The 21,699-nt window shown below is 61.6% G+C and carries 23 protein-coding genes and 1 pseudogene; 7 read left to right on the top strand and 17 right to left on the bottom strand.

Going from position 1 to position 21,699, the window contains the following annotated elements:
- Positions 1 to 164 precede the first annotated feature (164 nt).
- From ACYAS9_RS17585 to ACYAS9_RS17595, 3 genes and pseudogenes are all read right to left on the bottom strand, one after another.
- Positions 165 to 932, bottom strand: a complete 768-nt coding sequence (locus ACYAS9_RS17585) for a methyl-accepting chemotaxis protein (protein ID WP_463569606.1) — start codon at positions 930 to 932, stop codon at positions 165 to 167.
- A gap of 165 nt (positions 933 to 1,097) precedes the next feature.
- A pseudogene (locus tag ACYAS9_RS17590) lies at positions 1,098 to 1,784 on the bottom strand (methyl-accepting chemotaxis protein); the annotation flags it as partial.
- A gap of 160 nt (positions 1,785 to 1,944) precedes the next feature.
- Positions 1,945 to 4,107 (bottom strand): TonB-dependent siderophore receptor, encoded by a 2,163-nt coding sequence (locus ACYAS9_RS17595; protein WP_463569548.1) that lies wholly within the window; start codon positions 4,105 to 4,107, stop codon positions 1,945 to 1,947.
- A gap of 229 nt (positions 4,108 to 4,336) precedes the next feature.
- Here ACYAS9_RS17595 and ACYAS9_RS17600 point away from each other — a divergent pair, with 229 nt between their 5' ends.
- Positions 4,337 to 4,645 carry a PepSY domain-containing protein gene (locus ACYAS9_RS17600; RefSeq protein WP_463569549.1) on the top strand — a complete coding sequence of 103 codons (309 nt, stop codon included), beginning with the start codon at positions 4,337 to 4,339 and terminating at the stop codon, positions 4,643 to 4,645.
- A 79-nt stretch (positions 4,646 to 4,724) separates the two neighbouring features.
- On the opposite strand, the gene ACYAS9_RS17605 is transcribed toward ACYAS9_RS17600, so the two are convergent.
- The 4 genes from ACYAS9_RS17605 to ACYAS9_RS17620 all read right to left on the bottom strand — a co-directional run bounded on the left by ACYAS9_RS17605 (position 4,725) and on the right by ACYAS9_RS17620 (position 8,356).
- On the bottom strand, positions 4,725 to 5,897 hold the full coding sequence (locus ACYAS9_RS17605; protein ID WP_463569550.1) for a PQQ-dependent sugar dehydrogenase: 1,173 nt from the start codon (positions 5,895 to 5,897) through the stop codon (positions 4,725 to 4,727).
- A 39-nt stretch (positions 5,898 to 5,936) separates the two neighbouring features.
- Entirely contained in the window at positions 5,937 to 6,254 is a 318-nt protein-coding gene (locus ACYAS9_RS17610) for a hypothetical protein (RefSeq protein WP_463569607.1), read from the bottom strand.
- 133 nt (positions 6,255 to 6,387) lie between these two features.
- Entirely contained in the window at positions 6,388 to 7,548 is a 1,161-nt protein-coding gene (locus ACYAS9_RS17615) for a PAS domain-containing sensor histidine kinase (protein WP_463569551.1), read from the bottom strand.
- Positions 7,538 to 8,356, bottom strand: coding sequence for an alpha/beta fold hydrolase (locus ACYAS9_RS17620; RefSeq protein WP_463569552.1), 819 nt, complete (start codon positions 8,354 to 8,356; stop codon positions 7,538 to 7,540). The genes ACYAS9_RS17615 and ACYAS9_RS17620 overlap by 11 nt, the downstream gene beginning before the upstream one ends.
- A 133-nt stretch (positions 8,357 to 8,489) precedes the next feature.
- Here ACYAS9_RS17620 and ACYAS9_RS17625 point away from each other — a divergent pair, with 133 nt between their 5' ends.
- Positions 8,490 to 9,494 carry a diaminopimelate epimerase gene (locus ACYAS9_RS17625; protein ID WP_463569553.1) on the top strand — a complete coding sequence of 335 codons (1,005 nt, stop codon included), beginning with the start codon at positions 8,490 to 8,492 and terminating at the stop codon, positions 9,492 to 9,494.
- Positions 9,495 to 9,497: 3 nt separating this feature from the next.
- Here the strand turns inward: ACYAS9_RS17625 and ACYAS9_RS17630 are convergent, their stop codons facing one another.
- The 6 genes from ACYAS9_RS17630 to ACYAS9_RS17655 form a co-directional block, all read right to left on the bottom strand.
- The gene (locus ACYAS9_RS17630) at positions 9,498 to 9,935 is read right to left on the bottom strand and encodes a nucleoside deaminase (RefSeq protein ID WP_463569554.1); all 438 of its coding nucleotides are present in this window, start codon (positions 9,933 to 9,935) and stop codon (positions 9,498 to 9,500) included.
- 27 nt (positions 9,936 to 9,962) lie between these two features.
- Complete coding sequence (locus ACYAS9_RS17635) at positions 9,963 to 10,448, bottom strand: hypothetical protein (protein ID WP_463569555.1); 486 nt, start codon at positions 10,446 to 10,448, stop codon at positions 9,963 to 9,965.
- A gap of 99 nt (positions 10,449 to 10,547) precedes the next feature.
- On the bottom strand, positions 10,548 to 11,090 hold the full coding sequence (locus tag ACYAS9_RS17640) for a GNAT family N-acetyltransferase (RefSeq protein ID WP_463569556.1): 543 nt from the start codon (positions 11,088 to 11,090) through the stop codon (positions 10,548 to 10,550).
- Between the two features lie 21 nt (positions 11,091 to 11,111).
- On the bottom strand, positions 11,112 to 11,651 hold the full coding sequence (gene def, locus ACYAS9_RS17645) for a peptide deformylase (RefSeq protein WP_463569557.1): 540 nt from the start codon (positions 11,649 to 11,651) through the stop codon (positions 11,112 to 11,114).
- Positions 11,652 to 11,711: 60 nt separating this feature from the next.
- A complete protein-coding gene (locus tag ACYAS9_RS17650; RefSeq protein ID WP_463569558.1) occupies positions 11,712 to 12,653 on the bottom strand; it encodes a YihY/virulence factor BrkB family protein in 942 nt (313 codons plus the stop codon).
- Between the two features lie 218 nt (positions 12,654 to 12,871).
- Complete coding sequence (locus tag ACYAS9_RS17655; protein WP_463569559.1) at positions 12,872 to 13,060, bottom strand: CsbD family protein; 189 nt, start codon at positions 13,058 to 13,060, stop codon at positions 12,872 to 12,874.
- Positions 13,061 to 13,285: 225 nt separating this feature from the next.
- Here ACYAS9_RS17655 and ACYAS9_RS17660 point away from each other — a divergent pair, with 225 nt between their 5' ends.
- Both ACYAS9_RS17660 and ACYAS9_RS17665 read left to right on the top strand, forming a co-directional pair.
- Positions 13,286 to 13,678: a hypothetical protein gene (locus ACYAS9_RS17660; RefSeq protein WP_463569560.1), complete on the top strand. Its 393-nt coding sequence runs from the start codon at positions 13,286 to 13,288 to the stop codon at positions 13,676 to 13,678.
- A 99-nt stretch (positions 13,679 to 13,777) separates the two neighbouring features.
- Positions 13,778 to 14,410: a DsbA family oxidoreductase gene (locus ACYAS9_RS17665; protein WP_463569561.1), complete on the top strand. Its 633-nt coding sequence runs from the start codon at positions 13,778 to 13,780 to the stop codon at positions 14,408 to 14,410.
- 6 nt (positions 14,411 to 14,416) lie between these two features.
- Here ACYAS9_RS17665 and ACYAS9_RS17670 read toward each other — a convergent pair whose 3' ends face one another.
- Positions 14,417 to 15,253 (bottom strand): CvfB family protein, encoded by an 837-nt coding sequence (locus ACYAS9_RS17670; protein ID WP_463569562.1) that lies wholly within the window; start codon positions 15,251 to 15,253, stop codon positions 14,417 to 14,419.
- 203 nt (positions 15,254 to 15,456) lie between these two features.
- On the opposite strand from ACYAS9_RS17670, the gene ACYAS9_RS17675 reads away from it, so the two are divergent.
- The 3 genes from ACYAS9_RS17675 (at position 15,457) to ACYAS9_RS17685 (ending at position 17,798) form a co-directional block, all read left to right on the top strand.
- Positions 15,457 to 15,978, top strand: a complete 522-nt coding sequence (locus tag ACYAS9_RS17675; protein ID WP_463569563.1) for a hypothetical protein — start codon at positions 15,457 to 15,459, stop codon at positions 15,976 to 15,978.
- A 157-nt stretch (positions 15,979 to 16,135) separates the two neighbouring features.
- Positions 16,136 to 16,864 carry a TorF family putative porin gene (locus tag ACYAS9_RS17680; RefSeq protein ID WP_463569564.1) on the top strand — a complete coding sequence of 243 codons (729 nt, stop codon included), beginning with the start codon at positions 16,136 to 16,138 and terminating at the stop codon, positions 16,862 to 16,864.
- Positions 16,865 to 16,928: 64 nt separating this feature from the next.
- A complete protein-coding gene (locus ACYAS9_RS17685) occupies positions 16,929 to 17,798 on the top strand; it encodes a DUF6279 family lipoprotein (protein ID WP_463569565.1) in 870 nt (289 codons plus the stop codon).
- On the opposite strand, the gene ACYAS9_RS17690 is transcribed toward ACYAS9_RS17685, so the two are convergent.
- The 3 genes from ACYAS9_RS17690 to ggt form a co-directional block, all read right to left on the bottom strand.
- A complete protein-coding gene (locus ACYAS9_RS17690) occupies positions 17,799 to 18,188 on the bottom strand; it encodes a transcriptional regulator (protein WP_463569566.1) in 390 nt (129 codons plus the stop codon).
- Between the two features lie 136 nt (positions 18,189 to 18,324).
- Positions 18,325 to 19,665 carry a DEAD/DEAH box helicase gene (locus ACYAS9_RS17695; protein WP_463569567.1) on the bottom strand — a complete coding sequence of 447 codons (1,341 nt, stop codon included), beginning with the start codon at positions 19,663 to 19,665 and terminating at the stop codon, positions 18,325 to 18,327.
- 122 nt (positions 19,666 to 19,787) lie between these two features.
- A complete protein-coding gene (gene ggt, locus ACYAS9_RS17700) occupies positions 19,788 to 21,608 on the bottom strand; it encodes a gamma-glutamyltransferase (protein WP_463569568.1) in 1,821 nt (606 codons plus the stop codon).
- Between the last annotated feature and the right edge of the window lie 91 nt (positions 21,609 to 21,699).

The following is a 21,699-nucleotide window of genomic DNA, read 5'->3' on the forward strand; positions in this document are numbered from 1 at the left end:
CCAAGGCTTCGCGCATTCCGGCCTTGATACTGAGCACGACACAAACCTCGTAGGAGCGAGCGCCAGCTCGCGAAAGGGCCAGTGAAATCAGCACATTTGCGGTGACTGCACCTTCGCATTCGCGAGCTGGCGCTCCCTCCCACGGGAGCGGTGTTGGCAATCGGTTATGGGGTTAATCCGGCAGTCACTTTGTTCAGGCCGATCGACAGGTCGTGCAGGGCATCGCTGGCCACTTGGGTGCGCTGGATGTTGTCCTGGTTGATGGTGGCGATGGCGCTGATCTGGGTCAGGTTGCGTGAGATGTCTTCGGCCACCGAGGTCTGTTCTTCGGCGGCCGTTGCAATCTGGTGGTTCATGTCGCGAATCGATTCCACGGCCGTGGTGATCCGTTGCAATGACTGACTCGCCAGCGCCACCTGGTCGACGCTTTCCTGGCTGCGGGCCTGGCCGCTTTCGATGGCGTGGGCAGCATCCACCGCGCCGGTCTGCACCGAATTGATGATCTGGTTGATCTCGGCGGTGGACGAGGCGGTGCGCTGCGCCAGGGTTCGGACTTCGTCCGCGACCACGGCAAATCCGCGCCCGGCGTCTCCGGCCCGTGCCGCTTCGATGGCCGCGTTCAGCGCCAGCAGGTTGGTCTGCTCGGCGATGCCGCGAATCACTTCCAGTACCTTGCCGATACGCTCGCTGTCGCTTTCAAGGCGGCGAATCACGGTGGCGGTGTTGCCGATCTCAGTGCGCATCAGGTTGATCGCGGTAATCGTCGCGCCCATGACCTGCTCGCCTTCGCGTGAGCAACGGTCGGCTTCGTCGGCGGCGTTGGCGGCTTCGGCGGCATGGCGCGCGACCTCCTGGGCGGTCGCGGACATCTCGTGCATCGCCGTGGCCACCTGATCGGTGCGCTCGAATTGTTCGCCGGTGCCTTTGGCCATGATGCCGGCAATGCTCTTGAGTTCGACGCTGGCGCCGTCCAGATCGGCAGTGCCACTGCGCAGGCTGATAAAGGTCTGCGAGAGAAAATCGCGCAACAGGTTGGCGGCCACCGCCAGACGCCCCAGTTCATCGCGACGGCTAACATTGACCCGCTCACTGAACTTGCCTTCGCTCAATTGCGCGACATAGTCGATCAGCATGCGCACCGGGGCAACAATGTTGCGGTTGACCCGCCACAGCGTGAACAACCCGACCAGCAGCGCCGAGGCCAGCATGATCAGCGCGCCCAGCAAAATCGTCTGGCTGGCGGCTTCGCTGATGCGTTGCGATTGCGCCTGGCTTTGTTGACGCAAGGCATCGACCAGCGCACTCATCTGCTCGCTGGCCGCACGGTCCACGCCCTTGACCGCCAGGTCGCCGGCCACCGGATCGCCGCCTGCCGCGATAAAGGCATCGCGACCCTTGCGGTAGGCATCGCCCAACGTGCGGTGTTCCTGACGCAGGCGCTCGACCTGGCTCTTGCTGGCGGCATCGATGCCCGGCCACGCGCCGAGCTTGCCCAGTGCGGCCTGCACCTCTTGTTCCTGCTTCTCGAACTGCGCCCAGTAGCGGTCGCGGTCGGCCACGACCTTGCCGCGCAACAGCACGTTTTTCCATTCCTGAACCTGAATCTTGAATTGCAGGTTGGCTTCATCGATCAATTGCGACGCGCGCAGCGGCCCGTCGAGCAACCCGCGATAGTCGCGCACGTTATTGGACAGCAGGTGGAAACAGGCCAGGGCAATGACCAGCAACAACGCCAGACTGACGCCCAGCAAAGCGAGAATCTGAAGTCTCAGGGATTTGTACATAGCGGCAGGCAATCTCACAGGAATGGACGGCGCGAGGTCTTGGCATGCGCCGTCGTGAAGTCGGTGACACGTCCCTGTGAACGGGATTGAATCAGGCAAAGATGGCAATTTGATGACAAGGAAATGACCGGCGAATCCTGCCGACCGCCGGCCGTTCCTGTCAGAAATTCACCGACGCCGACAAGCGTGCCGTGCGTGGTGCGCCGGGGAACAGGTAGTCGTCGCCCAGGTACTCACCGACATCGCGCCAGTAGCGTTTGTCGAACAGGTTGTCGACGCTCAGCCGCCAGACCGTGTCATAGCCGCCCAGCCGTGTGCTGTAGCGCCCGCCGACATTGAACAGCGCATAGTCGTTGACCTGCACATCGCCCACACGGTCAGCGTATTTGCTGGCGCTGTACTGCACGCCGCCCAGTACCGCCAGGCCCTTGATCGGCAGGCTGTAATCGGCTTGCAGGCTGGCGCGGTACTTGGGCACGTTGAGTGCCTGATGGCCTTCATAGGCTTCAGTGCCGCTGCCTTGAACCCGCGCGCGGATGGCTGCGGCGCTGGCGGAAATCTGCAAGCGCTCGGTCACCCAGCCATTGGCGCCCAGTTCCAGGCCAAGGTTTTTCTGCTCGCCCTGCTGCACATAGGTAAAGGTGCCGTCGTCCTGAGGCTGCGAGTACTGGTAAGCCTTGCGAATCTGGAACAGCGCCGCGGTCAGGCTCAGGCGTTGCAGGTCGTATTTGATCCCGGCTTCGAGCTGACGCGACACGGTCGGTGCAAGGATTTCGCCGGCGTTATTAGTGAACCACGCCGCCGTGCCGCCCAATGACAAGCCCTTGCTGTAGCGGGTGTACAGCGACAGGTTTTCCAGCGGCTTGTAGATCAGCGCCGCCTGCGGCAGGAACAGCGAACGCCGGGTGTGGCGAATGTCGCCGCCGGTTTCGCTCCAGGCTTGTTCGTCGAGGTACACCTGACGCCCGCCGGCCACCACCTGCCAGTGCTCGTCGAAACGAATGCGGTCAGTGAAGAACAGCCCGTACTGGCGACTGTCCAGCCGCCGCTCGGTGTGCGGCAGGGCGAGATCGGCCGGGGCAAATTCTTCCGGAGCCTGGTCGATATTGCCCGAGCCCACCCACTCGTTGAAGGTGCCACGGGTATCGACCGTGCGCCGGAACGCACTGGTACCCACGGTCAGTTCATGGTCGAGCGCGCCGGTGGCAAAGCGTCCGGTCAGCGCCGCTTCGACTTCGTCGTTACGCCGGGTGTCATCCGGGCTGCGGAAGTCATAGATGTCGTAGTCGCCCTCGGGACTGAAATAGTTCGGCACCGCCGCACTCGCGCAACTGGCCGCGCCGTAGCAACCCCAGGCAAACGAGCTGTAGTCGTCGATCACCACGCGGCTGCGCGAGGCGCTGAGGCTGCCGGTCCAGGCGTCGTTGAAGCGGTACTCGAAGCGCCCGCCGAGGTTCAGCGAGTCGATGCCCACCGGATTCGACCAGCTTTGATGACCCAGGCGCTTGCGCGGCGAGGCGTCATGGGGAAGCTGGTTGCCGCCGAGCAACTGATAGCCGGGAACGGAGCGCTGTTCGCGGGTCTGGTATTCGGCATCCAGTTGCAGAGTGGCGCGCTCGCTGATGGCCCAGTCGAAGGCCAGCGAGGCGAAATCGCGCTGGCCGTCGGCGTGCTCGACATAAGAGCGGATGTCTTCATGGGCCAGGTTGGCGCGCAGACCAAACTGGCGCTCGGTGCCGAACCAGCCGCCGACGTCGGTGGCAATGTAGCGCTCGCCATGTTCATTGGTGGCCACGGTGACCGAGCGTACGTCCTCGGCGCGCTTGGTCTGGTAATTGATCACCCCGCCCGGCTCGGCAACACCGCCCTGCAAGCCGGAAACGCCCTTGAGCAATTCGACCTGCTGCTTGTTCTCCAGCGCCACGTTCTGCTCGCCGGCAATGCTGCGGCCGTTGATGCGATAGCTGTTGCCGGCGTTGAGCGAGAAGCCGCGCACCAGGAAGTTTTCGTAGTAACCCACCGGCGCATAGGCCTCGCCCACCGAGGCGTCGTTGCGCAGCACTTCGCTGAGCAGCCTGGCCTGACGGTCCTGAAGCAAGGCCTCGGTGAACACCGACACCGAGGCCGGCGTGTCGAGCAACGGCGCATCGCCAGGCCCTGCCACAGCGGCGCGGCTGGCCTGATAAGCGTCGGCGGCCGGCTGAGTGGCTGCGCCGCTGATCTGCGTGGCGTCGAGTTTCACCGGCTCCGCTGCCCACGCAGGGGCGGCGACAGCCATGCCCAATGGCAACAAGGGCCAGGCCAGTCGGTGCGGCGTACTCATGAGGCGGTTACTCCTGGAATCGGCGGGGGGCAACCTTGTACGTTTATGCCAGCGGTTTTACAACCCTTGGCGCTGCGCGTTGAATAAAAAACAACTACAACGTCACGAATCCGCTTTTAAGGGTGAATTAAGTCAGCGTGGATAATCTGGCTTCAACGAAACAACTGAACCCCTCGGTTGAACGTGTATCTATACACACAGATTCCCTACCTGATAAAGGAAGACCCTCATGAAACTGATGCCTGCCCTGTTTGCCGCTATTGCCCTGACCACTGCTGCCGGTGTTGCCCAGGCCGATGTACGCCCCGATGAAATTGCAGGCCTGCAAAAGGCCGGCACCATCGGTGACCTGCAACAGTTCAATGAACAAGCGCTGAAAGCGCACCCCGGCTTTACCATTCATGACACCGAACTGGACCACAAGGCCAGCGGCCAATATGTCTATGAAATCGAACTGCGTGATGCCAACAAGAAAGAGTGGGATTACCACGTCGATGCCAAGACCGGCGCCGTGTTGCTGGATAAAGAAGACCGTTAATTGATGCTTCGCGGCTAAAGCAGCGCCTGCATGGGCGTGGCTTTAGCCGCGAAATTTAATCAATGCAATATTTCCTACGTTATTCCAGGCCCACCTTCAGCAACTTGCCCTTGTCGTCATCGGTCAGCAGATACAGATAACCATCCGGTCCCTGACGTACATCGCGGATGCGCTCTTTGCGATCCCCCAGCAAGCGCTCTTCATGCACAATCTTGTCGCCTTCGAACTGCAGGCGAATCAACTCTTCGGTTTTCAAGGCGCCCACAAATACGTTGTGGTCCCAGGCCTTGAAGCGGCCGTCGTCATAGAACGCCATGCCACTGACACCCGGCGAAACTTCCCAGACATGAAACGGCGCCTTGGTGCCCTCGACCAGCTTGCCTTTGGCTTCAGGAATCGGCTGGCCCGAATAGTTGACGCCGTGGGTTGCCAGTGGCCAGCCGAAGTTTTGTGCGCGCTCGACAATATTGATCTCGTCGCCGCCTTTAGGCCCGTGCTCGTTCAGCCATACCGTGCCACTCCATGGGTTGAGCGCCGCGCCCTGCGGGTTGCGGTGGCCGAAACTCCAGATTTCCGGGGCCACGTTTTCGCGACCGACAAACGGGTTGTCTTCAGGCACCTTGCCGTCGGGGAAGATGCGCACCACTTTGCCTTGCAGCTTGTCCAGGTCCTGGGCCGTCGGGCGGTCGTTGTTTTCACCCAGCGCGATGAACAGATAGCCCTGACGATCGAACACCAGCCGCGCACCGAAGTGGTTGCCCACCGACAACTTGGGTTGCTGGCGGAAGATCACGTTGAAGTCTTCCAGCGTGCTCAGGTCTGCCGACAACCGCCCGCGACCGACCGCCGTGCCGGCCTTGTCGCCTTCGGCAGCCGTCTTGCCATCGCCTTCGGAATAGGCCAGGTAGACCATGCGGTCATTGGCAAAGTCGGGCGACAGCATCACATCGAGTAAACCGCCCTGCCCGTTGGCCCAGACCTGTGGCACGCCAGAGATGGGTTTGGACAGCTTGCCGTCAACGCCAACCAGCAGCAGGTCGCCTGTGCGCTCGGTGATCAGAATGCCTTTCTTGTCCGGCAGAAAGGCCAGGGCCCAAGGGTGATCCAGGCTGCCGGCCAGTTCAGTCACCGTCACCCTGCCCAGCTCGCTCTTGTACTCCTTGGGCTTGGGCAAGCCGTCGGCCGAAGCCAGCAGTGGCAAGCTGGCAAACGCGCCGGCGCACAGCGTTGCGATCAGGGTTTTTCTCAACATGGGCGATTCCTTATGCATGGACGTAAAGGTCGGTAAAACTCAGTTGCCGCGCACCGGCGCGCTGGGGCGCGGGTCGATGGTCGGCCGAACGGGGGCTTGTTGCCGGGTGGGATAACCGTTGCCGATACCGCCGTTTTCCAGCGTTGGCGGGCGTGGCGTGGGCGCCGTGCTCGGCCCGCGCACCGGCGGCGTCGCCGGCGCGGTGCCCTGGCGGCTATTGGGGTTGGCGCGTTTGATCGGGCTGTTATAGGGATTGCTGTTGGCACCGCGATCGGTAGCGGTCGCGGACTGGGCGCTGGCAGACGCAGCCCCCGCCAGCAGCAGGGCCATGGCGAGGCATTGCACAAGACGATTGATCATTTTCCTACCCAATAAAAGGTAAAGGCTCACGCCTTTGAGGACGATTGCCCGTACAGGTTCGACCCGCACAGGCCCTCAGGCAAATATTGAAGGGAGGGAGTTTGTAACAAGACTGGTCCGCGAGCGCCGTTCAGAAGGCTCGCGGCAGGCGGGCGGTAAAGGTTGTGCCGTGTTCGACACTCGATTGCACAGTCACATCGCCCAGATGGGCACGCATGATTTCGCGGACGATAAACAGTCCCAGCCCTACGCTGCGGCTGAAGTCATGGGTGTCGCCCCGCACCAGCGGCTCGAACAATTCTTCAAAACGTTCCGGCGCTATCAACCCGCCATGGTTATGCACCGCAAGGTAGCTGCCTTTGGCATCGAAGGCCGAGGTCACAGTCACCACGCCGCCGGCAGCGCCATAACTGAACGCATTGCCCACCAGGTTACCGATCACCTGGAACAAGCGGTCGGCATCGGCATTGCACGCCCCTTCGCCCTCACACACGTGCAGCAGCGTGCGATCGGGAAAGGCCATGCGCAACTCCTCGATGCTGCGCTCGGCTACCGCATGCAGGTCAATGCTTTGCAAATTGACCGAAAGGCCCTGCCCGACCCGGGCCTGGGTAAAGTCCAGCAAATCGGCGATCAAGCGGCCTGCGCGGTCGACCGATTGCGAGATATGCCCCGCCACCCGGCTCTGTCGCTCATCGAGCGGGCCACGATGCAACAGGTCGGCGGCCATCTTGATCGCCGACAGCGGGTTGCGCATGTCGTGGCTGACGATGCCGACCATCTGCTCGGCAAAATTGGCGCGAATCTGCGCCTCGGCATGCGCCAGACGCAGGCGGTTCTGCGCCAGGCTCAACTCTTTTTGCGTGCTGAGTTGCTGTTGCAGCAGTTCTTCGGCCAACTGCCGCGCTTCCAGTAACTGGCGCTCGTACTGGTTGCGCTCTTCGGCCACGAACAGCGCCAACTCGTGATAGAAGACGCCACCGTGCTCGCGGCGCACGGCATTGAGCATCATCGGCACCTGATGGCCATCGGCATGCAGCAGGTCAAGCTTGACCTCCGACACCGAGCCCTGCATCTGCAGCATCGGAAACCAGTGGGTCTGGCTGAAAATCTTGCCGCCCATGGTCAGCAGGTTCTGGAAGCGCAAGCCCGACAACGCTTCGGGCTCACGGCCCAGCCAGCGGCAAAACGTACCGTTGACGCGCACGATGCTGCCATTGCCCTGGGTCAGCAGCAGACCGCAGGGGGCTTCATCGAACAGCGTGTCACTGTCAGGTAGCTCAAGCGGCATCAGGGGTGTGTCCAAAAGGCTGCAAGAATTCTTCGATGGCTTCGGTACAGGCCTGTGGCGCACTCATGTGCGGGCAATGGCCGATATTCTCGATCAGGCGCAACACGCTGCCCGGCATCACTGCATGCAGGTAATCGCCGACCTCGACCGGCGCGATCAGGTCATCGCTGCATTGCAGGATCAGCGCAGGCGTCGTCAGGCCCTGCACATCGTTGCGGTTATCGGACATGAACGTGACCCGGGCAAAATGCCGGGCGATCTCGGGGTTGCTGCGGCAAAAACTGTTGGCCAGCTCCTGGCCCAGTTCTGGCTGGTCAGGGGCGCCCATGATCGACGGCGCCATGCTGCTCGACCAGCCCAGATAGTTGCTGTCGAGGGTGTCGAGCAGGGAATCGATATCAGCGCGGCTGAAACCGCCCACATAGCTTTCGTCGTCGATGTAGCGTGGCGACGGGCCGACCATGATGTGGCCGCTGATGCGCCCAGGCGCCATGCGGTCGGCCAGCACGCCGATCATGGAACTGACCGAATGCCCGATCAGCACCACAGGCCCCTGGCCGAACGCTTCGATAATCTCGAGCAAATCCCGGGCATAGCCATCAAGGCGCTCGTACTTGTGCCGAAAATACGCTGACAGGTCCGAACCGCCACTGCCCACCAGGTCGTACAGGACCACCCGGTAACGGTTGGCAAAAGACGGCGCCACGAACCGCCACATGCGCTGGTCACAGCCAAATCCATGGCCAAAGATCAGCGTCACAGGCCCGTCGCCTATCACATGCACATTGTTGCGTTGTTGCACCGGCATCCTTAGCTCCCGCCCCAGAGCCGCGCACAACGGAATGCGCAGCCACGACAATGCGCCGAGATTAGCATCGTTCACCGCACCAGACAGTGCAAAATGCATGGCACGTTGCCCTGTTTTTGATGAAGGCTTCAACATGACCCGAATTTTCGACGCCCGCGGCAATCGCTATGCCGTTATCACACCCCAGGCTTTGCGCACCCAAGGCGTGCCGATCGACCTTGATGCCGCCATGGCGGCACGCGAACACAAACACTGGGCCGCAGCTGCCATCGAGGCGGTGTGCAACTGGCCGGCCGGGCAACAGCCAGCCGGGGCCAAGGCACATCGCAGCGACGGGCTGTTGATCGGTCCTTTTCAGGATCAGGCCCCGTTCGACCTGCTGATCGTCAACACCGACGCAACTCTGGCCGAGCGCAGCGGCAATGGCCTGACCATTTTTGCCCAGGCGCTGACCGAGAGCGGCCTTGCCCCTGATGCCACCTTTACCCTGCGCGTTCACCATGCGGGCGGGCAGGCGGATTCACCCGTCAACACGGTGATCGAGCCCGCCACACGGCAAGGCGATCAAGGCTTCTGGCTGACCCTGGGTACACCGCATTTCGGCCCGAAGGCCGTGCAGGCGCAGGCATCCTGCGTCGAAACGGTTGAATTCAACCAGCGACCGGCCACGCGGGTGCTGTCTCTGGCCGCCCTCCATCGCGCCTGGGCGCACAGTGTCTTTGTGCGGGTCGGTAATCCGCATTGCGTGACCTTGCTGACCGACGCAGGACAGTTGCCGACATTTGCGCAACTGCATGAGCCCGAACTGAATCAGGCGCTGACCCGCATTGCGTTTGCCCAAGGCGAGTTTGGCGCGGGCGAGCCCTGCCCCGCCGGGGTGAATTTGCAATGGGCCTGCCGTACGGCGCCGGGCCAGCTTGAAGCGCGGGTGTTCGAGCGCGGCGAAGGGCCCACCGCATCCAGCGGCACCAGCGCCAGCGCGGTGGCCTGTGCGGCATGGGCCGCCGGGCTGGTGGTGGCCGGTGAAGTGCTGGTGACGATGCCGGGCGGCACCGCGCCATTGCGCCTGACCGAGCGCGACGGCGCGCTGCATGAAGTGGCGCTGTTCGGCGTGGCGATCTTGATCAGCCGCGAGTGAGGCTCACTCGCCGATGTCTTCGTTCCACAGCTGCGGCTGACTGGCGATGAAGTCGCGCATCATGTGCTCGCACGTGGCATCGCCAAGCACATCGACCTGCACACCGCGGCTGCGCAGAAGCTGCTCTTCGCCCATGAACGTCTGGTTTTCGCCGACGATCACCTTGCGAATGCCGTACAGCAAGATCGCCCCGCTGCACATCGAGCAAGGCGACAAGGTGGTGTACAGCACCGCATCGCGGTAGACGCTGGCCGGCTGGCGGCCGGCATTTTCCAGGGCATCCATCTCGCCATGCTTGATGGCACTGCCCTCCTGAATCCGCCGGTTGTGGCCACGACCGATGATCTGGCCGTTATGGACAATGACCGAGCCGATCGGAATACCGCCCTCGGCCAGGCCTTGTTGCGCCTCATCGATGGCAGCTTGCATGAATGGGTCCATTGGAACTCTCTCGTCAAATATAAAAAATCAGGGTGTCGGGGTCTTCTGCGCGTTAGTCAGCGCTTGCGCCACAAACTCGGACAACAGCTGCGAAGAGCTGGTTTTCATTTCCTGGCCGACTTCGTTGTTACGCACTTTGAAGCGACTCTTGAGCGCCGTCGAACCTTGCCCCTGATTGAGCAGGCGCAGCTCGTCGACGCTGAATGAATGGGCATACGCGGCCGCCAGATTACGCTCCCATTGCCCTTGATACTGCGGTTGCAGGCGTTTGAGTTCGGCTTGCACCAGCGTCTGCGCCTGGGTCTTGCCCAGGCGCTCGACCAGATCGGTAAAGGTCACGGTGCGCGACGCCACCTGATAGCCCAGCCAGCCTAGGCCATCGCCCAGTTGCCGCTCCCGGACAAAGGCCAGCGCGGTATCGTCGACCTCGCCCGCACGCGCCGGCAGCGAACCGCTCAGGACGGCCAGCACCAGTAGCACACCGGGCAAGAACGCTGCAGTGCAGTCTTTCATTGCTCCTCCCGGCTGATTGACTGGCTGTAGACCTGACGCTAGCAGCCAATGCGACGCATTGACATGCACAAGGTCGCATCCAGCCCGAACATGCCGTTCTCAGCAACGCCTGTTCAGCCACTCATCACGGTTGAGCCGGTAAATGCGTACGCCCATGCCGTGATACATCGCCGTGAGGTAGCCACTGAAACCGACCTTGTGCAGCACCTGTACCGAGGCCCGATTTTCGGGCTGGACCACGGCGATCACCGAGCCCAGCTCCAGCACGTCAAAGCCATGCGCCAACACCGCCCGCACCGCTTCAGTGGCCAGCCCCTGCGCCCAGAACGCCGGGCACAGCCGGTAACCGAGCATGACCTCGGGAATATTCTCGAAGGTTTCCAGGCTCAACCCGCAGAACCCGGCCAACCGGCCACTGGCCTGCTCGATCATCGCCAGCGGCGCAAAACCCTCGCGCGGCAAGGCGTCACGGCAATGCTGCATGAACTCGGCGCTGGCCGCAGCGCTCATGACCCCGCGCACCGAATACTGCATGACCTGCGGGTCGGCAAGCATGGCTGACAGTTCAGGCAAATCGTCGGGATGAAAGGCGCGCAAGCAGAGGCGCCGGGTCGACAGGATCAGCGGCGTTTGTGCCCGCATCTGCAGCGTCCTTGCAACAGGTCAGTCGTCGGCGTTGGGGTCAAGGTCTGGAAACAGCACTTCGGTAAATCCGAATTTGCTGTAATCGGTAATCCGCGACGGGTACAGCCGGCCGATCAGGTGATCGCACTCATGCTGCACCACCCGGGCATGAAAGCCCTGAGCAACACGCAGGATCGGCTGACCTTGCGGGTCGAAGCCCTCATAGCGAATACGGTCATAACGCTCGACCAGCCCACGCAGGCCGGGCACCGACAGGCAGCCTTCCCAGCCGGCTTCAAGGGTCGGCTCAAGTGGCGTGATCAAGGGATTGAGCAGAATGGTGCGCGGCACCGCTTCGGCTTGCGGATAACGCTCGCTGCGCTCGAAGCCGAAGATCACCAGTTGCAGGTCGACACCGATCTGCGGCGCGGCTAGGCCTACGCCGCCCACGCTTTGCATGGTCTCGAACATGTCATCGATCAGGGTTTGCAGTTCTTGACTGCCGAACAGATGTTCAGGAACGGGCGGGGCGATACGCAATAAACGCGGATCGCCCATTTTCAGAATCTCGCGGATCATCAGGCAACATCCTGTAAGACAAAGCGCAATCCTGACACATTCCGGGCGTCGATTGCAGGCTCAGGCATGCGGTTGCGTGTGCGCGCCGCCCACTCCTGGCTCTTCAGGGCTGGAAGCCTCTAAGCCGCCGTCGCCAGGCACTTTCTCGCCACTGTCCTTGCCTTCCTGGGACATGTGCTCGATCACCGCATTCATCTCTGCACCCAACAGCAGCACGGCCGCCGAGATATAGAAAAACAGCAACAGCACAATGATTGCCCCGATGCTGCCGTACATAGCGTTGTAGTCGGCAAAGGTCTTGACGTAATAGGCAAAGCCCAGCGAGGCGATAATCCACACCACCACCGCCAATACCGAACCTGGAGTAATGAAGCGAAACTCTTGTTTGACGTCCGGCATGACGTAATAGATCAGGGCCACGGCAATCATCATCAGCAGGATGATCAACGGCCAGCGCATGATCGTCCACAAGGTGACGATGAACTCCTCGATGCCCAGATGGGCTGCGAACCAGTTCATGACCTGAGGGCCGGTAACCATCAACGCAGCGGCGGCCAGCAACATGCCGGCGATACCGATGGTGTAGAAAATCGACAGTGGCAGACGCTTCCAGAGCGGGCGGCCTTCAACCACGTCATAAGCGGCGTTCATGGCGCTCATCATCAAGCGCACCGCCGCCGAGGCGGTCCACAGCGCGACGACGATACCGATCGACAACAGCCCGCCTTTGGATTGCTGCAACTGATCGATCACCGGGTTGACCTGCTCCAGCGCCTGGGGCGGCAACACCAGTTCGGACTGCAAACGCAGCCAGGAAAAGAAATCCGGCAGGTGCAGGAAACCGATCAGGGCAATCAGGAACAGCAGGAAGGGGAACAGCGAAAACAGTGCCTGATAAGCCAGGGCTGAGGCGTAGGTCGACATTTCGTCATCGATGAACTCGCTGACGGTACGGACCATCACTTTGCTGAATGACAAATTGTGCATGTGGGGAAAATTCATGGCGTCTCCTTTCGCGAACAGACCCGGATACTTTACGTCTTCACGACGATTGGCGTTGTCTTGATCAAGGCCCGGGCATTATCTGAGTCGGGACGCTTGCATCCTGATTCAGCTTCAGCGCACACATGGACTTGAATAACAGCAAAAGGTTTCAAGCAAGGGTAACCGTCACGGCGCCTGCACGCGGCCGTGACGGTTGGTGTATACGACCGGCTGTATTAACGATCAACGCTTTTCTTGATCTCGTCTTTAGCCTTGCCTTTGATCTGCTGGCCTTCACCCTTGATTTCCTGGGCTTTGCCTTCGGCGCGCAGTTTGTCGTTGTCAGTCACTTTACCGACGCCCTGTTTGACATTGCCGATCGCTTCGTTGGCCAGGCCTTTGGCTTTATCGCTGGTGCTGCTCATGAGGACTCTCCTGGGCCGCTGGGCCCGCATCGTAAGAAGGATGTCGTTATGAAGCCGACAAAATCATGGACCCGAGGCCTTCGCACAGAGTTTCAATTATTTGCACGATCCGTTTTCCGTTCATCCGCTGACGGCGACAACTTCATGCAGGCGCTTATGCCACAATACGCGCCAGCGACGGGCGCTTGGGCCCGCACAGATTGTATGAATTTTCCGGAAAACCTTATGAAGCTCGATAAAAAGCAGGCCATTGATCGCCGTAACCAGCAACTTGCCGAGAACCAGAAACAGGCAGGCACCGTGCTGAACGCCGACAACAGCTACTTTGCCGTGCTCGACCCACGGCGCAATATCTGGTGGTTCGACCTGCCCGTCAGCCAGTTGAAAAGCCTCGAATGGCTGAACCTGCTGCTGCACACGCCAGAGCCTGAGCAGTTGTTGCATGTGAAGGTGCCAACCTCGTTCCTGCGCGCCCGTATTGCCGGGCTTGAAGTGCGCAACGAGGGCAAGCGCAAGGCGACCATCAGCCTGGAGCTGAGCGCGGACCGTGACTCCTACCTCAAGGATTTGCGCCCGTCAGGCACTCAGCTCGGATTTGCGGTGTTTGTGCAGGTGTGAAAGCGCCGCCCGTGCCGTTCGTAACACAATCTTGCAAATAACCGGACTTTTCCCGGAACAAGGCAGTCACTCGTAAGGAGCCGCCACGGAGCCTTACCCATGAACATCGGTACGCCTAATACCCTCAGGGTCGACGTATGGAGTGATTACGTCTGCCCTTTCAGCTACCTGCAATTGCCGGTGCTCGAACAGCTCCAGACGCTTTACGGCACCTCCATCCAATGGTCCTGGCACGCATTCGAACTGCGCCCCGAGCCCCTTGATACGCCAGACCCGTGCGCCGAACACCTGCGCATGACCTGGTCACGGGCGGTGTTGCCCATGGCCGACAAGCGTCAGTTGCACATGAAGATTCCGCCGGTACAACCGCACAGCCGCAAAGCGCTGGAAGCGGCGACCTTTGCGCGCGCCCACGGCGGTTTCGAGGCGTTCAACCGGGCGGTGTTCAGAGCGTTTTTCGAGCAGGGCCAAAACATCGGCGAGACAGACATCCTGCTGCGACTGGCCGACAAGGCCGGGCTGGATTCACATGCGCTGCAAGAGGCTCTGCTACAGGAACAATACAGCGCCAGCGTACTGGCCGATGAAGGCCTGGCCAATGACCTGGGCCTGCGTGCCGTGCCGGCGCTGCTGCTGCGCCGCGCCGATCAGCCGCTGGCAGAGGCTCAGGTGCTCAATGGCACCCTGCCCTTGCAACGCCTGACCCGGGAGATCGACGCGCTCTTGCAGTGAAGCGCTTTACACCAGCTCGATACGGTCTGGATGAATCACGATCAGGCCCTGCTTGTACAAGCCGCCAATGGCTTTCTTGAAGTTGCCCTTGCTGACGCCGAACAGATCGCTGATGACCTTCGGGTCGCTCTTGTCGTTGACCGGCAATACGCCCTGATTGTCGCGCAGGCGCGCCAGGATCTGCCCCGACAAGCCGTCGGCCGCCTCGCTGCCCACCGGTTGCAGGCTGAGGCTGATCTTGCCGTCATCGCGCACTTGCTTGATGAAGCCTTTCTCTTGCATGCCCGGACGCAGGAACTTGAACACTTCGTTCTTGTGGATCAGGCCCCAGTGGCGGTTATCGATGATCGCCTTGAAGCCCATGTCGGTGGCCTCGACCACCAACAGGTCGACCGCTTGCCCTGCGCTGTAGTTGGCCGGGGTCTTGTCCAGATAGCGGTCCAGCCGCGAGGTGGCGGTGATACGTTTGGTGTGTTTGTCCAGATACACGTGGACCACACAATACTCACCGGCTTCCATCTGGCGCTTTTCTTCAGAGAACGGCAGCAGCAGGTCCTTGGGCAGGCCCCAGTCGAGGAACACCCCGATATTGTTGACCTGCACCGCCTTGAGGCTGGCAAAGCCGCCGACCTGAACCTTGGGCTTCAAGGTCGTGGCAATCAGCTTGTCGTCGCTGTCCAGGTAGATGAAGACGTTCAGCCAGTCATCGACCTCGGTGGGCGTGTCCTTCGGGATGTAGCGGTTAGGCAGGAGGATTTCGCCGTCCGCGCCGCCGTCCAGATACAGACCGAAGTTGGTGTGCTTGACGATTTGCAAGCTGTTGAAGCGCCCGATTAAAGCCATGTGCCGATACCCTGATTGCGTGACGCGCATTCTAACCGGTTTTGCCAGGCGATTTTCATTGAGGTGCCATTCTGCGCATCTGATGGCCACGCAGTATGGCACTGCGCTGGCGACTTTCCCGTACAGGCTGCTAATCTGCTGGTCAGGAAACAGGAAGCAAAGGTCACACGACCTTTCGGCAATCTCCTCGGCGGAATTGTGTGATGAAAAACTGGATGCTGTTGGCTGCATTGATCGGGTTGAGCGGCTGTGCTTCGTCGCCTTGCCAATACGGCCGCGACCAGGCCGCCGCCGGCGACGCACCCTCGGACCAGTGCCGGGCAGGACAACTGCTGTACCAGAACGACATGCTCCAGGCCAAGCTGCTGATCAGCCAGGCCGACCGCGAAAATTACGAACTGGCCGAGGCGATGCTGCGCCGCGCCGCCCTGACCGATGCTTCGGGCGAGGCCCAGTTTTACCAGGCCGTGCTGCTGATTCGTGAACAGGCCGAGCCAGAACCCATCATCGCGCTGCTGGAAACTGCGGCCAGGCATCGCCATCCACTGGCGATCGCCCTGCTCTCGCAACAACTCACGACCCGTGACGAAAAACAGGCCGCCTACTGGCGCGACCAGTACGCTGAACTGGATGTGGCCAAGAGCGGCTATCCGTCGTTCGAGCAGGCGCTGGTGGTGATTCGCGGCCTGGTGATTCCCCGCACCGAGATGACTGCGTCGCACTGATTTAAACGCTGATTTAAACGCTGATTTAAACGCGGATCGACGAACGGTCATACCCTGCAATATTTCGCCGGTATGCTGGCACGGCTCTAGCTTGAGGCTTGCAGCGCATAACTTGCCGCTTTCTTTTTCCACTCCTTGCCCTCTCCTGGAGTGAGCCATGCTCGTTTTTCGATCACTGGCGCCCTTGTTGGGTGCCCTGTTGCTTAGTCAGCCCGCTGCTGCTCAGGTTTTAGAGCGCAGCCTGGGCGATTTCAGCCTGAAAGTCGGCACCACGCCGACGCGCACCATGGCCCAGGGCCTGGTGGCGCCCAGCGGCGGCTCCGAAGCGTTTCATGGCGGTCTGGACCTGACCCACGAGAGCGGCCTGTACATCGGTCAGTGGTCGCCCAATATGGGCCTGGTGCCTGAAAGCGATCTGGAACTGGATTCCTACATGGGCTTCAAGAAGCCCTTCGATCAGACCCTGGGTTACGAACTGGGGATGATTCGCTACAGCTACCCCGAAACCAGCCAGATCGACAGCCACGAGTTCTACGCCGGCCTGCGCGTACTCGACAGTCGCCTGGGGGCTGCCTACAGCGACGACGTCGGGGTGCGCAACAGCACGTTGTTCGTCGACCTCGGCAGCCTGGAGCGCCTGGGCATGAACGTGCGCATGCAGTACGCCACTCACCAGTTCGACACCACCCAGATCGCCAGCGACGGCAGCCTGATCGGCGGCTTCAACGACTGGTCGCTGAAGCTGTCGCGGCCTTGGCTGGGCATCGACATGAACCTGATCTATAGCGGCTCGAGCCTGTCGGGCGACAGCTGCAACGTCTACAGCGGACACAATCCGCGCTGCGAGCAGACCTTCACCATCAAGGCGGTACGCGCGCTGTTCTGAGATCCATGGAACTGCCTTGTGTGCGCTGCCCTCTATTGGACAGCCAGTCGATCAAGGAGCGGTCATGGAGTACCTGTCGAAAGCCCTCGTTACGTTATTGCTCGCCGTGTCGTTACTGACCGGTTGCAGCCAGGTGAGCCTTGCTTACCGCAATCTGGACATGATCATTCCGTGGTCGCTCAATGACTATCTGAAGGTGCGGGGCGAGCAGAAAGACTGGCTCGACGAACGCCTCAAGCAGCACCTGCAATGGCATTGCAGCACGCAATTGCCCGGCTACCTGACCTGGCTCGACGGCCTGGAGCAGATGGTTCGCGACGATCAGGTGACCGCCGCCGGGCTGCAGGCCCGCACCCGTGAAGCGGAACAGGCCATCGCCCGCATTGCACAGCAGGTCACGCCGTCGGCCGTGGAATTGCTGGGCAAGCTGGACGACCGCCAGGTACAGGAGATGCAGCAAGCGTTCGAGCGCGACCAGGCCAAGCGCCAGAAGCAATACCTGAACCAGCCGCTGGACAAGCAGATCGCCGAGCGCGCCGAGCGCATGGAAAAACGCCTGTCGCCATGGATGGGCTCGCTCAATACCGTGCAGAAAGCCCGCGTGCAGCAATGGTCGGCGTCACTGGGCGAGCAGAACCAGGCCTGGCTGGCTAACCGCGCCAGCTGGCAGAGCCGCTTCCTGACCGCCGTGCAACAACGCAACCAGAGCGACTTCGCCCCGCGCATTACCGCCTTGCTGCAAGACCGGCAAACCTTCTGGACCCAGGATTACCGCGAAGCCTACGACCGCACCGAACAGGCGGCGATCAATCTGGTGGTGGATGTGTATGCGCAAAGCACGCCGGAGCAGCGTCAACGGCTGCTGCGGCGTATCGATGACATGCGCAAGGACTTCAACGACCTGGATTGCCTGAAGGCCGCACGCGCTTCCTGATCAGGCCACTTGTGGTTTGGTCGCGACTTCGTCGAAGGTCGCAGGGTCCAGGGCATCGGCCTGCTCATCCAGCACCTGACGCGGGTGGTCGTTACCGGGGATGCTGCTGTCGATCATCGCCAACAGGCTGGCACCGCGCGGGGTGAGGATGAAATTGCTGCCGGTGCCGCCCTCTTCCTGAGGCCTGGATTCGATATAGCCACGTTCGACCAGTAACGCTTCAAGCCGCGAGGCTTCGGCCTTGAGCTGGTCGAGGTTGTCCTGCGGCTCGCCCTGTACGGCCTGAGCCTGGGCATGATCGGTGGCGTACTGGCGCGGCTTGAATGCTTCGTCGGCGCCATTCTGTACTTCGTGTAGCAGTCGTTCGATAAGGTCCCAGTTGTAAGCCATGGTGCAAACCCTCCGTCCCGCATGGATTAATGGCCCCATGACGTCCGGTCATGGGTGGCCTCATGGGTTGTGACAGAGGGGAATGCGCGGCGTTCAAGCGGGTTGCCGGATGGCAGGCGGCGTATGCCGCCCGACATCACTCAGCGGCAGGCGCCGGGGACTTGCGCTTTTTCAGCGGTGCCATGCCGTCTTCGCTGACCAGCGAATCAGGCTTTGGACGGTTGACCGTCTTGCGCTTGTTCGGGCCTTTGGCGGTGGTTTTCTTCTTGTCGCCCTTGGCGTCGGTCTTTTTCTTCTTCACGCCAACGGCCTTGCCCGAGGCCTTGACCTTTTTAGGTCCGCCGTAGGTGCCTTTGACTTCCTTGATCACGCGGCGCTCGAACGTCTGCTTGAGGTAGCGCTCGATGCTCGACATCAGGTTCCAGTCGCCATGGCAGATCAGCGAGATGGCCAGGCCTTCGCCACCGGCACGACCGGTGCGGCCGATACGGTGCACGTAGTCATCGCCGCTGCGCGGCATGTCGAAGTTGATCACCAGGTCCAGGCCGTCGATGTCCAGGCCACGGGCCGCGACATCGGTGGCGACCAGAATCTTCGCGCCGCCCTGCTTGAAGCGCTCGATGGAGGCCTTGCGGTCCTTCTGGTCCTTGTCGCCGTGCAGCACAAAGGCCTTGAGGTCTTGTGCGACCAGACGCCCGTACAGACGGTCGGCCATGGCCTTGGTGTTAGTGAAGATGATCGCCTTCTGGTAGGTCTCGTTGGCCACCAGCCAGTTGATGATCTGCTCTTTGTGTACGTTGTGGTCGGCCGTCACGATCTGCTGGCGCGTACCGGTGGCCAGCTCGCTGACCCGGTTGAGCTGCAGGTGCTGCGGGTCCTTGAGAACCTTCTGCGCCATTTCGCGCAGGCCGGCGCCGCCGGTGGTGGCCGAGAACAGCAGGGTCTGCTGGCGCTGGGCACATTCTTGGGACAGACGCTCGACGTCTTCGGCAAAGCCCATGTCGAGCATGCGGTCGGCTTCGTCGAGCACCAGCACTTCGACCAGTTTCAGGTCCAGGTTGCCGGCATTCAGGTGCTCGAGCATGCGCCCCGGCGTACCGATGAGGATGTCCGGCACCTTGCGCAGCATCGCTGCCTGAACCTTGAAGTCTTCGCCACCGGTGATCAGGCCGGCCTTGACGAAAGTGAACTGCGAGAAGCGCTCGACTTCCTTGAGGGTCTGCTGCGCCAGCTCGCGGGTCGGCAGCAGGATCAGCGCACGAATGTCGACCCGCACACGGGCAGGGCCGATCAGGCGATTGAGGATTGGCAGTACGAAAGCGGCGGTCTTGCCGCTGCCGGTTTGCGCCGTCACCCGCAGATCGTGCCCTTGCAAGGCCAGGGGAATGGCCGCTGCCTGCACAGGCGTAGGCTCGACAAACTTCAACTCGGCCACAGCTTTGAGCAGGCGTTCGTGCAGGGCTAATTCGGAAAACACGGGTGCTACCTCGACGGAATACAAAAATACAGTCGCGTATCGTAACGGTTTCGAGCCTCGGGGCCGAGTTTCTTTAGTGCCGCAGGTGGATTTTGTTGCCCGAACCGCCGTGAATTGTGCCTTCAATCCCCCGCCGCACTGCCCTCGCGACGCGGGTCGGCGCCGCCTGACCAGCCGTTGGCGGTGCGCATGATCACCTGGGTGCCGCTGGTCATGTGCATGGGCCTGACGTCGTGGCCACGGGCTTTGAGTTGCTCGATCACGCCGTCGCTGATCAGTTCGGCCTCCACTTCCGTGCCGACATTGCGACTGCCGAAGTTGGGCAGGTTGACCGCCGCCTGCGGATCGAGCTGCCAGTCCAGCAGGCCGATCAGGGTCTTATTGACGTACTCGACGATCTGCGAGCCGCCAGGTGAACCGACCGTGGCCAGCAGTTCGCCGCTGGCCTTGTCGAACACCAGCGTCGGCGCCATGGACGACAGCGGCCGCTTGCCGGGCTCGATGCGGTTGGCGACTGGTTTACCGGCCTCACGCGGGATGAACGAGAAATCGGTCAACTGATTGTTCAGCAAAAAGCCGTTGACCATGATGTGCGAGCCAAACCCCGCCTCCACCGAGGTGGTCATGGCAATCGCGCCGCCCTGATCGTCGACAGCGGTCAGGTGCGAGGTCGAAATGCGCAGCGGCGAGCGGTCAGGTGTGTAGGCCACCTTCAGCCCCGGCGGTGTCCCGGCCTGCGCCCGACCCATGCTCTGGTTGCCGATCAGGGCGGCACGCCCGGCCAGATAGCCGCTGTCGGTCAAGCCTTGTACGTTGACCGGAATGAAATCGCTGTCGGCCAGGTACAGCGCCCGGTCGGCAAACGCCAGGCGCTGCGCCTCGGCCAGCAGGTGCACCGCCTCTGCCGCAGGCTCAAGGCGCGCCGCAGAATCACTGGCCGTGGGCCGCATGGACGCCAGATCAAACCGCGGCGACTGACGCTGCAGCGCGTCAAGGATGCCCAGCGTCTGCACCACCGCAATGCCGCCCGAGGACGGCGGCGGCATGCCGCAGATTTTCCAGCGCTTGTAGTCGGCGCACACCGGCGTGCGCTCTTTGGCCTTATAACCCTGAAGGTCGGCAAGGTTCAGTGTGCCGGGGTTGCGATGACTGCCAACCTTGCTGACGATCGCTTCGGCAATGGCGCCGCGATAGAACGCATCGGGACCGTCCTTGGCAATAGCTTCGAAGGTCTCGGCCAGCGCCGGGTTTTTCAGCAGGCTGCCGACCGGTTTTGCCTCGCCATTGGCATCAAGAAAATAGCGCGCCATCTCGGGCGAGTCCTTGATGAAGCGGCTGGCAGCGAGCTGCGTATACAGGCGCGGGGAAATCGGGAAGCCCTCGCGACTCAGACGGATGGCCGGCTCGAACAAGTCGCGCCAAGGCAGCTTGCCGTGCTGCTCATGCGCCAGTTTCAAGGCCCTGAGCACGCCGGGCACGCCCACCGAACGCCCGCCGATGCGCGCCTGGTTGAACGCCATCGGCTTGCCGTCGGCCTGTAGGAACAGGTTTTCGTCGACGCCGGCAGGGGCGGTTTCACGGCCATCGAAGGCCTGCACTCGCTGCCCTTCCGACTGCCCGTCTGAATACATCAGAAAAGCACCGCCGCCAATGCCGCTCGATTGCGGCTCGACCAGGGTCAGCACCGCCTGCATCGCCACCGCCGCATCGATGGCGCTGCCGCCGGCACGCAGCATTTGCAGGCCTGCCGCAGTGGCCAGCGGGTTGGCGGCGGCAGCCATGTGTTTCGAGGACTGCACGGCGAGCATGTCTGACCGATAGCCGCTGGCAATTTCGGGCGGCAGTGGCAATTGCTCAGGCGCAGAGGAATGATCGTCGGCACTGGCAGACGTCAGCGTCAGTAACGCAAGGGTGATTACACAGGCAGGTCGAACGTTGAACAAAATACAGTCCCTGGTTTGAGCATCCAGGCCAGAAAGTAGTCCATATCGCACCTGCCTGAAAAGGCAAAACCTTGAGCGATCATGACGTTTG

The organism is Pseudomonas sp. HP_08, from assembly GCF_055284095.1.